A 12,037-nucleotide genomic window follows, 5' to 3' on the forward strand; every position below is an offset into this window, starting at 1 on the left:
GGTATCTTCGAATACATCGAGATCTTTTATAACCGCAAACGACGACACTCTGCTCTCGGCAATATCAGTCCAGCAGAGTTTGAGCGCAAATGCGCATAACAGTGTCTACTTTTTGTGGGTAGGACCACTCCACACGGTTACATTAAGCATCTAGGAACATGGAAAAAACAATTCAACAAATAACCAAAGCAGCTGAAGTGAAAGAATCTCACGCAGGTCATACTAAAATAATTAAAGAAGTCTACGAAGAACTTGAAGATATTTACTCAAAATTAGATATTGAAGAGGGTGAAGGGATAAAGTATCGAATTCAAAGAAGCCAAATTAGAGTTATTCTTGATGCTTTAACTAAAATGGTATCTTCTGTAATTACACTACTGGATTCAAAGCTGTATGAAGGTGTAGATCCGCTTGCTAGAGTTGTAATGGAGCACGCGGTAAATGTAATGTATATAGCTGAAAGTAAAGAAAATGAGCGACCAAAGCAACTAATTAAGCATTATATTGAGACAACTATAGATAAATCTGAGAACTGGCATAACTCTGCAAGAAGTAGAGGAGATACGGTAGCTAGTGAAATATCTCTAAAAAAGTTAAACCTTCTTGAAGAGCTAAAAAAAGGTCATTCAGGACTATATGAACGCGCTGTTGGTAAATGGCCTAATCCATTTAGAAGATTTGAAGCTTTAGGCCTAGAAGATGAGTATGCGACCCTATACTCAATGAGCTCTGACTCCATACACAGTCTTTCAGAAGATGTATATAACTTTTGTACTATAGAAAACTATCCTGATGAGTTGAAACCACATGTATTTAGAAACTTTAAGGCTTTGAATCTTTCTATGTCAGTGTACCTAGGGATGAAATCTGTGGCTTTCTATGCTTTAGCACTTGATAAAGTCATTACGTTATTAAAAGGTAAGTATGATGTTTTTCAAATACTAACAAAGCTAAATGAAGTAGCTTTAGAGCACGAAGGTGAAAATCTTGAAAGGTGGAGCTAACAAGCCGCTGTAGTCGTTCGCTAACGCTCACTGGGACAAAAATACGCAGGCTTCCAGTCGCTCCGCTCCTAGTGTTAGCCTGCGTATTTTAGCCCCTAAGCGGGGCGTTATGTTTCTGTGCTCTACCACCAACCACCTTCCTCCCCAAACGACAACTTGAAACTGTAGGAGAGAATTTCTTTGTCACTTAGAAAGCTAGGAATAAAGAAAACATTTATTATCTTCGGGATAATTTTGTTTATACCGCTGGCGATTTACACTTATCAATTCGGCCTAGGGATTTGGCCCACCCATGATGACTGGGCAAAGATGGGGAGCGCACTGGGAGGGATATATGCCCCGATACTCTCGGCACTAACTTTGTACATGATATACCGGCAGCTAAGATTGCAAGCAGTAATACACGTCGATCAAATGGATTGGCAGAGGTTTCAAACATCACGCCAGCATGGATTGTACTTGTGTGAAAAGCTCAAGGAATTAATCAAAATCCCGCTAAGCCAAAATAACTTCATGTATACCTTAGAGCAGACTGGGGTTTATGAGGAGCTATCCAAAGACAAATATCTTGAGCTTGTAGGTAGAGACGAAACATCAATGCTGATTCATCAGCTGATTGTGCTCTTGCGAAAACTTAGATTTTGCGAAACTGGCAAAGAAATTAGATATCACCTGAAGGGGCTGGCACTTGCATCGGTAGGCGCAGAAAATCTAAATGGATTTGAGGTGCGAATGTGTAGGTGGCACGATATTGCGTATGAGGGCTTCAGTAAAGATCTTTGCGTATTTACGGATCAGTCAGACTTGGACTTTCTTGCACAATTTAAAACATAACAAGTGGTTCAAATCGTTCGCTGCGCTCACTGGGACGGGCTAAAGCCCGCCCTTTAACCAAACGTTATACGTTTCAGGAGATTCGTCGATGAGCAGCATTGGAATTCTCGCCTACGGATCTTTGATCGAGGAGCCAGGCAAGGAGATTGAGCCGATCATTCTTGAGCGACGACAACGCATCGAAACGCCATTTTCCATCGAGTTCGCCCGTTCGAGTTCCACGCGCGATGGCGCACCTACCGTCGTGCCCGTTGAAAGCGGCGGTTGCCCCGTCTATGCCACTATTTTTGTCTTGGAGGCAGGCGTCAGCCTGGATAAGGCTGAGGATTTATTGTGGCGACGAGAGACGAGGAATGAGTGTTCTGATAAGCACTACTCCCCGCCGACCACGCCAAGTCCGAACAGAATGGTAGTGAAGACACTTCGGGATTTCGAAGGAATCGATGTTGTGCTCTACACGAAGCTTGGCGTGAACATCTCTGATATCAACGCCGAGAAGCTAGCTGATCTTGCTATTGAAAGCGCCAAGTCCGAAGCGGGGAGGAATAGAAAGGACGGTATCAGCTATCTCATTTCGGTAAAACGACAAGGAATCTCAACGCCGCTGATGTCGGGCTACGAAAAGGAAATTATGCGGAAGACCGGCGCTTCAGGACTAGACGATGCGCTGTCACGGTGTCGCGATGGAACCGTATAACCAGTCGCTCCAGCCGACCGCTCGCCCGCCGCGCGGTTTCGCGTCGGCTGAGCTTTATCGTTAGGTGTCTATATGGATTCAAATTTATTTCCGATAACAGTGATCGCTGCAATCTCTCTTTTTCTGATAAAAGAAATGGTCGAGTTGTATCGCAGAATTATGGCTGACAAGCGAAAGTCATCTGCTATAAAAAGACTATTATCCAGTGAAATAGAAAAAAACAACTGGGTTATAAAGTCCTTGCGGCGACACCTAAGAAGCGTCCAGGATGGGTGGCATGAAAGTGAATTCGTAGTCGTTAGCACACATCAAAGCGGGTATCGTATTGAAGAAAAGAGAAATGACGGCGGCAGCGGATATTCACCTCTTTTTCAAGTTTCTACCACAGTATTTGATAAAGTGGTATTTGAGCTTCCGGTATTAGATGAGGCTTTATTCAAACTAGCTGAAAATGCTTACGAAAGTTTGGCTGAAGTTAAGCATGTCAGTAACAGTTTGGTTGAGCATATTACTAATAAAGATGATCATATAGCTCATGATTTTATGGCTGGTTTTTGCGAGTATGCACTTGAAGAAATTGATGAAGCATATGAGCATCTATCGATTTTGTATAAGAAATGCACAGGGAAAGAGTTGAAATCTCATAAATTGAGATCATACACCTAACAATCGCAGTCACTGGGACAAAATTTCCACTGCGCTACAATTTTGCCCGTGCTGCGGGCGTTATGTTTCCGAGGGAGGTGTCTAGTTGGACGTAAGTTTGATTGTTGCACTCATTGGCATCATGGCTGGCGCTGCAGGTTACTGGATAGCTATGTTCTGGATGCAACCCATCCTTCGTTATCGTTCAATTCGAAACAGGGTACATTCGGATTTCATTTACTACGCTCAGGTTGTTAATGCAGATGGCCTAAATGAAGACATGCAAAAGATGTATCGAGAACGTATCCTCGCAAATAGAAAGGCGTCGACCGAGCTATCTGCCGCATATCTAGAGTTACCATCTTGGTATACATGGTGGTTGGAGCATCACAAGTTTGATCCCGCTAAGGCAGCGCAACATCTTATCGGCTATTCCAATACGCGAGAATACGATCAAGCTCATAAAGTTCAGGCCGCAATAAGGAGGCTTCTTGGGTTGCCACCAGAAACATAACAAGGCGCTGTTGTCGCCGCTATCGCGGCTGGGACGGCTTACGCTTCGCTCCAGCCACCCCAAAGCTTGTCGTTAGGTGCTTATGCAAACTTTCTACAAAGTACGACTTATGTTCGAGTGGGGTGGTGGCTCCATCTGGTGTGGTAATGATGCTGCACTCCAAAGATTTGATGTTGGACCTATCGAAGAAAAGCTATCGCTGTCAGAGGTCACGCTTCAAGAACTCGACACATTATCTACCTGGCACGATAAAGCACTTAATTGGGAATACCCGCCTGACCCAAGTCCTTGGAGTCAGGCGGAATTCAAGGAGTTTGAGGCGGCCGCACTGGCCATGCGGACAAAACTGCAAGCAGAGCTCGGGGCGAGTTTTGAGGTGATTTATGAGCCAATTCCGTGAATCAGCACCTAACAATCGCAGGCACAGCGACGGTTCTTTCGTTGCGGCTTCGCCTTCACTAAAAAACCGCGCGTGCTGCGGGCGTTAGGCGTTTTGAAAACCGTATACTCTACACCTGAAGGGGTTTTATCTAATGGCAATTTATGAGTTCAAAGTTGAAGAAGTAAATCGTGATGGTTACATAGCTTGGGATGCGATTGAGGAATCCACGGGAAATCGTATCGCCTTAAATACATCAGGAAAGCACAGCACTGGCTCTTACCCTGAAATTGGGAAGTACCTCGAGGATACATACGGTATCAACGTTGAACTGGAATATCAGGAAGATACCGCTGACGTATTTGACCAAGGAAAACAAGAATGGCGATTTGTCCGCGGAACTGATGAGATTGTAGTGAAAGATATTCTGCGTACAGTTTTTAGAATCGCTTGGGAGCGCTAAAGCCTAACCAAGCCATTAAGTTCGCGCACTTCGTGCGCCGGACCTCGTTTCACTCGGCCGCTTATGGCCCGCGTTAGGCTCTATAAGCATGGAGAAGCATTGATCACTGCGAGGCTATTGGTCGACAGAAGAGAGCGCAGGCTTCTAATTGTTGCCACAGGAGCTTTTCTTCTGTTGTGTTTAATCGAGGCAAGACTTCCTCTGCCAGTGAATTTATCGGGAACGGTTCTTGAACCACTTCTCTTAAGCGGTGCTGCACGCACCATAAGTGCCGGGGTTCTGGTTAGCCTTGTAGCGGCGTATGTCTTCTATCTTCTGATTGACTACTTCCCACGGTCAGCCAAGGAAGCCAAGTCGATTTTTGTACTCAATTCGTTGCTTGCAGCTGTGCTAGATTCTTATGATCGATGTCGTGTTTTCGGACACGAAACGGCTCTACCTCATGTTAAGAGGCATGTTCTAGAGGATGATTGGCTGGAGCAGGTGATCGTCGACATAAAGGATCGAAGAGCCAAATTTCTGCCGCTGAAGTTGGCCATGCAGACTGCGCACACTCGCCTAGATGACTTCAGGAATGCCTTGGTGTTGGCAGTCAATCTATCGCCAGAGCATGCGCTTCAATGGTTGGTCATCATAGATAAAGTAAGGCTCTTTGCCGAGAGCTACGGGGAGCAGCCAGAGGTGCCGGAGGATAAGGTACATCTGGCAGACAATGAGTCAGACGAAAACCCCCTCCGGTTGTACAAAGGAGATCTGAGGTTTCGTTTTATGGAACTTGTTGAAGAGTCTCAAAAATGGCTGCAACAGAATGACTCTAAAGCCTAACAAGAACAGTCACGGCGACGGCTTCTCCATTGCGACTTCGCTTCCATTACGCAGTCGCGCGTGCTGTTGGCGTTATGTGTAAGTAGAGAGTATGGAATTCAAAACAAATACAGAGCTATTTAAAGCCATTGAGAGCCTGCAGGAAGATCTGGCATCGTCCGGTCAAGCAGACGCGAGCGCTTTAATGTTGAAGGGTATATCGGGCTTAAATGGTCTCACAGATGGTTGGGCTTATTTACTTGAGCATTTGCATTCAGCTAAGCAAGAATATGGCGCCAGCTTTTCTCCGCAGCAAAGTCTGGCGCTTTCTAAAATCAAAAGCACGGTACATAAGATTGTATACCGTGCGTAAAACACATAACCAAGCGCAAGCACTACACAGCCTTCGGCTGTCGGACGCTCGCAAGCTCGCGCCGGTGTGCGCGGCGTTAGGCAGGAGTTGACGTGATCAAACCTCGCGATGAAAAGGAAGTGACTGACGACTGTGTCGTGCATGCTCACCCTGTTCCACCAGAAGAGCTCGCTAGATATAGCGTCGACCGAGATCCTTATTCTGAGGCCGATATAGCAAGCTATGTTGAGGGCCAGGCGCGTGATGAAGAAGTTCAACACGTTGAGCGAATAAAAACAGAGGTTGTGCTAGGTGATACATACGAAATGTGGGGTGTAACCACCGATAGTGACCGTTGGTGGGTCATAACGAATCTCACCAACCTTTATTCCCAAAAGCATTTTCCAAGCCTTGATTACACTCTGTCTTTTCATATTGGGCTTATGATGCGTCTGAGAAGCCGATCGGATAATGTCGACGCAGGCGAGCCCAGTCCATTCGATGAAGTGATTCGCCGCGAAGAGCAGGCTTCCCACAGGCATGAAACTGCTGTTGAGGCTGAGGATTACCAAACAGTCGGAATGTTGCTAAGGGAAGCACTAATTTCGTTGATTGGTGCGCTAAGGCGTAGAACTGAGATACCAGAGGAAATAGAGCGGCCGCAAGATGCCAATTTTATTGACTGGTCAAACGTTCTGATGAACCAGTTGTGCCCTGGGAGTAGCAATAAGAATCTAAGGCAACATTTGAAGAGTGTCGCGAAAGAATCGTGGCAGCTGGTGAACTGGCTCACGCACTCTAGAAATGCCAATAAGACAGCCTCTTCTATAGCAATTCATTCTTGCCAAACGGTGATTGGCCATTTCATCCAGATTTTGGAAAGGAGCCGGATTGATAAGAACGAGGAGTGCCCGGTTTGTAAATCACGGAACATTAGAACCCATTTCGATATTTCCATCGGTGACGATGGTGAATACTTCTCGAGTTGTGGGGTGTGTGACTGGACTGACTACCCAGACGTAGCGGGAGAATGAGCTGCAGCGACGAATTTATGCCTACCAGGCCAGTCACGGCGACGGCTACTGCATTGCGGCTTCGCCTCCATTCCGTAACCGCGCGTGCTGAGCGGCGTTAGGCTTAAGACAATATCGGAGATGTACTTTGAGTTTAGGGAAACAAGAAGGCATTAATGCCCAAGCTATTACAAAGCCCATACAGCTTTTGGCTGCATGGCTGGTCGGGCTGATCTTCGTAAACGGTACTTTTTTGATAACTGCTCAAGCCTTTAATTCAACAGAATGGCTCGCTGCGATATTAGTAATAGCATCAATTGTTAATGTTCCTTTATTCTTAGCTGCATTATTTTTACTGCAAACTAAGTTCAGGCCAGAGATACAGGAAGATCATTATTACAGTCAGTATATTAAGGATAAGCTCGGTCGTAATGTTACGGATAAATTGAAGAGCCCTGAGATAGTACATTTTACTGAAGCCACAGAAGATAACGTTGATGATGACTCTATCTGGTCGAAAGTAAAAATCATGTTCAACCCACACTTAAAACTGTCCGATGAAGTTCGCGCTAACCTTGAGAAAAGCGGCATCCCTATCACGGAAGAGTTTGGTGGCAAGCACTGGATTCCTGAATTTGTGGTATCCATAGGTAGATATCTTACCTACGAACAAATATCAACGATTTTAGAAAGCATTAAAAATCTACCTGAAGTTCGGATATCTTTTTCGGATGATGATGATGAGATATATCAATGGGATCGCACAGTACTGATAGGGTCATATTACTATGATGTAGATGAGAAATCGTATCCTATATCGAAGGCAATGGAATTATTGGAAGCATCGGGTGGTAATGTGAATGCGTTTTATCAAGAGCTTTTTGATCGTCAGCGTGATGAAGATGCCTAACAATCGCAAGCACGCGGAACAAATTTCCGCTTCGCCTCAATTTGTCCGGTGTTGCGGGCGTTATAAGGTAGAGCAATGAAACCGAAACAAGGGCGACAATATTGGAAGATTGTGGGCCGTGAAGGGTTCGAAACGCTCTTTGAACATAAGATTTACGTCGGGCAAATCACTGAGAATCAGCTACGAAACCTACTGCAAGTGCTGTTCGCTAAACTGGCCTTGACGGAAGGCGAAATAATAAAAAGCTATGCCAAGAAGGGCACCAAAGCCCACTCGAGCCATATCGATAAAGTACAGAAACTGGACGGGAAGAAATTCATGTATTCATGTGGCACCAACCCATACGTCACGGCAACCGCAGAGTATGAACCCGTCTTATAACAAGGCCACTAAGGTTGTTCCGGGCCGATGCCCCTCCACAGGACGCCCTTGTCAGGGCGCCGCTTATGGCTGCCGTTAGGCTTCAAAACCATTGAACATCATGCCAGAAATGAGAAAATTAATAGAAGAACATAAGGTAATGGTTCCTAGGTTCTTGTCACGTAACCTAGGCATGCCGAAGCATACATTTGATGTGATAGTGCAGGGAGAAAACATAAGCATACCCTCGCGGCTATATGGTGACGTTCCACCACCTTTGAACTGCTCTGACGCACAGCAATTAGTATGGTCGTGCCTTTATTCAAGAATGTCAGACGGTTTCGTAAGGGAGCGATTTTTGAGGGAATTTATTCATACCAATAGCCCGTATGTTGTTCCCTTTGTAATACAGCTATGTGGAGAGTATGTGATTGAGATTATCAGCATAATCCATAGCAATTTAGGTAAGTTAAACCGTGATATGTATATTGAGTTCTTTAACGAAAATCCAGGATTTATACATCTCACTAGGCAAAGGGCCACCAGCTATTGGAATTGCTTTTTTCAATACGAAAAACCACTTAATGAAAGCAGGCTTGCATTTGAAGTTCTCAGCTACTTTGAAGTACCTAAGCCTAACAAGGCGAGCAACCCGGCGCCGTAGGCGCGGGTTCTTTTGGCGTTAGCAGCTCCCTCCACCTACCTTGCTAAATGAGTAAAAAAGGGATAATTTATACTCATGAACGTTTTCGAGTTTGATGACAAGAAAAGTCAGGCGAATCGCTATAAGCATGGAATCGACTTCCATGACGCTCAAGCGCTATGGGAAGACCAAGACCTACTAGAAGTTCGGGCGAAATCATCTGATGAACCTCGTTACCTGGTTATTGGTCTTATAGGGATGAAGCACTGGTCTGCTGTTATCACTTATCGAGGTGAGAAGATTCGTCTTATTTCGGTACGACGCTCGCGCAAGAGAGAGGTAGAGTTGTATGAAAGCTAAAGATTTTGACACGAAATTTGATGAAGGTGCAGATGACATTATTGATGATCTGGACGTTAAGAGCGCACGGCGGGTAAACCAGGAAGCGAAACGTATTAACGTAGACTTTCCTGCTTGGGTAGTTGAGTCGCTTGATCGTGAAGCTGCTCGAGTTGGTGTTACTCGCCAATCAATTATTAAAGTTTGGCTGGTGGAGCGTTTGCGAGCTGAAGCTGCTAACAAGCCGCTAAAAAGTGACACCGCAAGCGGCGCACATTAGCGGGGCGTTAGAAGCCACAGGAGAGTTCATGCGATACATAAAAATTTTTAGCGCCATCCTTTTATTGGGAGTAGCTGGGTGTAGTGATAACTCGGCAGACGGGACACGACCTCAGGCATCAAGTGGCCCTGAACGGTATTCAGGAGGAACACTACAGCAAGCCACGCTTTCCGAGTGGCGGAGTGGCTCATCAAGGGATAGGCTTGCATCAAGTGCTGATTTTGCCGCCGTTGCTGCTAGGCAGCAGAATATGAACTTGAGAAATATGGATGAACTTCGACCTATAGCGGTAAACCTAGAGCGCTGCATTTCAGCGACGGGACGAGATGGAACGGCTGATAGCATGCGTGTATCGGAGGTTGCGGCTGCTTGCATAATTTTACAATCTCAGTAATGGCTTCTAACAAACCAAGGCAGCGGAAATATTTTGCTTCGCTGCGCTCAAAACGCAAAATATTCCCCTGCTTGGGGCGTTAGATTTACTCGCGGATAAGGAGGGAAGCATGCCAATGGCGAAGTACAAAGAAAAACTTCTGGATGAATTTGAGACCCGATCTGATGAGTGGACCTTTGCAGATTTCGAACGCAGACTTGGCGAGGTCCGGAAAGGTGCTAGCTATCATGATGCGAAGGGAATCATTAATGATGCTCATAGTGTAGGTAAGTGGCCGAATACCGTGAAACGATATTTGCTGACGAACTATAGAGCCCATGGAAACGTCAGCTCCGAATTCAGTGATACCTTCCGCGAGGTTTGCTCATCTGTGACCGACAGCGAAAAGGAAGCGTGGGGGGTAGAGTGAAATCTAACCAGTCGGTCAACCTGACGCCAAAAGCGTACCGCTTTTGGTTACCTCCGCTGGCGATCCGGCGTCGGTTGCCTCAGGGTTAGATTTATCTATGACATCTCCTCAGAACGAAGAAATATTTTCGTATCCGGACGCACTTCGTCAGTACGAACTGCTTATTCCGCATCTTGTTCGCGTATCTGATAGATCTAGTGGCGTTTACACCAGTACCCTAGGTATTGAAGGTACCAAGATCTATACACGGTTGGTCCTTAGTGCAATGACGATTGGTTTCATTCTTCCTGGAAACCAAGTCAATCACTCACAGCTATGGGACTTCTCATCCGTAGCTGTGTTAGCTAGGTCTTTGATGGAGGCAACGCACCGTTACTTGTACCTGATTGAGCCTAGTTTATCCTCCGAGGAATCTGATTTCAGACGGAAGCTTCATTTCTACCGCATCAACTGTGAGAAGTATCGGCTCTACTCAGAAAAACAGGATCACGAGATACTGAAAAGTTTTGAGGAAAATCTGCCAAAAGCCAAAGCGGAGATCACCTCGTCCTCGGTATATAGAGGTCTGGATAAAAACATGGCGAAAAAGGTTCGCTCAGGGAATGCGGATATGCACCTCACTGATGCTGAAGTGGCGAAGTTGACTGGCCTTATTGACGAACATTTTGGGTTTTATTATCGGCTGCTTTCTATACAGGCTCATGGCTCCCCGATGGCGACGAACTCGCAATCTAACACCAGAGGCCGAGGGCTTGAGAACGACGCTGAAAGTTTCTACTTGGCATTGGTTTTGCGCTTGCTATGCCGTTACTTAAGTAAATCACTGTTGTCTCAGGTGGAACTATTGTCTTTAGAAGACTCGGGGGCAGTGGCTTTTGCAAATACGGTGTTGTCCAGTGACGAGATCTAACAAGTGCAGGCACGGCGACGCCCATTACATTGCGCCTTCGGCTCCATTCCATGGGCGCGCGTGCTGCAAGCGTTATGTGCTTTCTCGAAAAACTACAGGATAGTGTAGACTCAGCGTTTTAATTCAATGGAAACTAGCATGTCTAAATCTGTTCAACAGCAAATCGGGTGTATTGCTCTAGTCGTTGAAAATTACGATGATGCTATCGAGTTCTACACTAAAAAACTTCAATTCACACTGGTTGAAGATACTGACTTAGGTGACGGTAAACGCTGGGTTCAAGTTTCTCCTCCTAATTCCAACGGAACGAACTTGCTTTTAGCTCAAGCGAGTACTCCTGAACAATCCCGAGCTGTAGGAAATCAAACAGGTGGTCGTGTCTTCTTGTTCTTACAAACTAGTGATTTTTGGCGAGACTATGAGTTAATGAAGGTAAATGGTGTCGTGTTTAATGAAGAGCCTCGAGTTGAAGAGTACGGAACTGTAGTGGTATTCGAAGATCTGTATGGCAACAAATGGGATTTACTACAGCTAAACAGTGGAACCAAGTAGCACGCACATAACAAACGGCTCAAGAGGGATTGCCAACGTGTGACGGCTTTAGTGCAAAATTGAAGTTCAGTGCTTACAATGTGTTTTTTTAAGTTCGGCGGTGCGTTGTCGACCCCTTAGCCGGGCGTTAGCAGAAAATAAGAAAAAGGAGAATCTTTTGAATCCAGAGTACATTGAGGTTGGTAGTCAATATTATATGGGTTGGGGAACATTAATGTTAATTAATGCAGTGCTCGTCCAAGGTAAAAATCGTAGCGGTTTAGCTTGGTTTTTCATTTCATTAATTTTGGGGCCGTTTGCTACTTTAATATTAGCCTTGGTTTCTAAGTTGCCGGAAAATCAGTAAGTACAATTGACTATTGATCCTACAAGGCTTTTTGTCAGTTCTTTTTAAATACAAGCAGCCGTGGCGTTGTTCGGGTTTGCCAAGCCGCGCAAGTTCTGTGAGGGCTGCTAACAAGCAAAGGCAGCCGACGCGTCCCGCGCAGCTGCTTTGGGCGTTATGCAGAAGGACGCACCGATGACTACTACACAC

The 12,037-nt window shown here is 45.5% G+C and carries 19 protein-coding genes; all 19 read left to right on the forward strand.

The features are described 5' to 3' along the window. The coding region (locus tag CWE14_RS13790) for an IS3 family transposase (RefSeq protein WP_133306997.1) at positions 1–99 on the forward strand (99 nt) is incomplete at its 5' end. Between the two features lie 59 nt (positions 100–158). Then, positions 159–1,004: a DUF5677 domain-containing protein gene (locus CWE14_RS13795; RefSeq protein WP_126799914.1), complete on the forward strand. Its 846-nt coding sequence runs from the start codon at positions 159–161 to the stop codon at positions 1,002–1,004. A 180-nt stretch (positions 1,005–1,184) separates the two neighbouring features. Next, positions 1,185–1,838, forward strand: coding sequence for a hypothetical protein (locus CWE14_RS13800; protein WP_126799915.1), 654 nt, complete (start codon positions 1,185–1,187; stop codon positions 1,836–1,838). An 88-nt stretch (positions 1,839–1,926) separates the two neighbouring features. Continuing rightward, complete coding sequence (locus tag CWE14_RS13805) at positions 1,927–2,535, forward strand: hypothetical protein (RefSeq protein WP_126799916.1); 609 nt, start codon at positions 1,927–1,929, stop codon at positions 2,533–2,535. Between the two features lie 72 nt (positions 2,536–2,607). Further along, a complete protein-coding gene (locus tag CWE14_RS13810; protein WP_126799917.1) occupies positions 2,608–3,201 on the forward strand; it encodes a hypothetical protein in 594 nt (197 codons plus the stop codon). An 85-nt stretch (positions 3,202–3,286) separates the two neighbouring features. Then, positions 3,287–3,694, forward strand: a complete 408-nt coding sequence (locus CWE14_RS13815) for a hypothetical protein (protein WP_126799918.1) — start codon at positions 3,287–3,289, stop codon at positions 3,692–3,694. Between the two features lie 82 nt (positions 3,695–3,776). Beyond that, positions 3,777–4,094, forward strand: a complete 318-nt coding sequence (locus CWE14_RS13820) for a hypothetical protein (protein ID WP_126799919.1) — start codon at positions 3,777–3,779, stop codon at positions 4,092–4,094. Between the two features lie 133 nt (positions 4,095–4,227). Continuing rightward, positions 4,228–4,536, forward strand: coding sequence for a hypothetical protein (locus tag CWE14_RS13825; protein WP_126799920.1), 309 nt, complete (start codon positions 4,228–4,230; stop codon positions 4,534–4,536). Between the two features lie 99 nt (positions 4,537–4,635). After that, positions 4,636–5,361, forward strand: a complete 726-nt coding sequence (locus CWE14_RS13830) for a hypothetical protein (protein WP_241972421.1) — start codon at positions 4,636–4,638, stop codon at positions 5,359–5,361. A gap of 91 nt (positions 5,362–5,452) precedes the next feature. After that, positions 5,453–5,713: a hypothetical protein gene (locus CWE14_RS13835; RefSeq protein ID WP_126799922.1), complete on the forward strand. Its 261-nt coding sequence runs from the start codon at positions 5,453–5,455 to the stop codon at positions 5,711–5,713. Positions 5,714–5,805: 92 nt separating this feature from the next. After that, complete coding sequence (locus CWE14_RS13840; protein ID WP_198676603.1) at positions 5,806–6,726, forward strand: beta/alpha barrel domain-containing protein; 921 nt, start codon at positions 5,806–5,808, stop codon at positions 6,724–6,726. A gap of 127 nt (positions 6,727–6,853) precedes the next feature. Beyond that, positions 6,854–7,615, forward strand: a complete 762-nt coding sequence (locus CWE14_RS13845; RefSeq protein ID WP_126799923.1) for a hypothetical protein — start codon at positions 6,854–6,856, stop codon at positions 7,613–7,615. A gap of 75 nt (positions 7,616–7,690) precedes the next feature. After that, entirely contained in the window at positions 7,691–7,996 is a 306-nt protein-coding gene (locus tag CWE14_RS13850) for a hypothetical protein (protein WP_126799924.1), read from the forward strand. Positions 7,997–8,714: 718 nt separating this feature from the next. Continuing rightward, positions 8,715–8,978 (forward strand): BrnT family toxin, encoded by a 264-nt coding sequence (locus tag CWE14_RS13855; protein ID WP_126799925.1) that lies wholly within the window; start codon positions 8,715–8,717, stop codon positions 8,976–8,978. Beyond that, positions 8,968–9,237: a type II toxin-antitoxin system BrnA family antitoxin gene (gene brnA, locus CWE14_RS13860; protein WP_126799926.1), complete on the forward strand. Its 270-nt coding sequence runs from the start codon at positions 8,968–8,970 to the stop codon at positions 9,235–9,237. Before CWE14_RS13855 ends, brnA begins: the two co-directional genes overlap by 11 nt. Positions 9,238–9,740: 503 nt before the next feature. Then, on the forward strand, positions 9,741–10,040 hold the full coding sequence (locus tag CWE14_RS13865; protein ID WP_126799927.1) for a hypothetical protein: 300 nt from the start codon (positions 9,741–9,743) through the stop codon (positions 10,038–10,040). A gap of 97 nt (positions 10,041–10,137) precedes the next feature. Next, the gene (locus CWE14_RS13870) at positions 10,138–10,950 is read left to right on the forward strand and encodes a DUF5677 domain-containing protein (protein ID WP_126799928.1); all 813 of its coding nucleotides are present in this window, start codon (positions 10,138–10,140) and stop codon (positions 10,948–10,950) included. Positions 10,951–11,088: 138 nt separating this feature from the next. After that, the gene (locus CWE14_RS13875) at positions 11,089–11,502 is read left to right on the forward strand and encodes a VOC family protein (RefSeq protein ID WP_126799929.1); all 414 of its coding nucleotides are present in this window, start codon (positions 11,089–11,091) and stop codon (positions 11,500–11,502) included. 157 nt (positions 11,503–11,659) lie between these two features. Then, the gene (locus CWE14_RS13880) at positions 11,660–11,848 is read left to right on the forward strand and encodes a hypothetical protein (RefSeq protein ID WP_126799930.1); all 189 of its coding nucleotides are present in this window, start codon (positions 11,660–11,662) and stop codon (positions 11,846–11,848) included. Positions 11,849–12,037: the final 189 nt, after the last annotated feature.

This window comes from Aliidiomarina soli, from assembly GCF_003986975.1.
Taxonomy (GTDB): domain Bacteria; phylum Pseudomonadota; class Gammaproteobacteria; order Enterobacterales; family Alteromonadaceae; genus Aliidiomarina; species Aliidiomarina soli.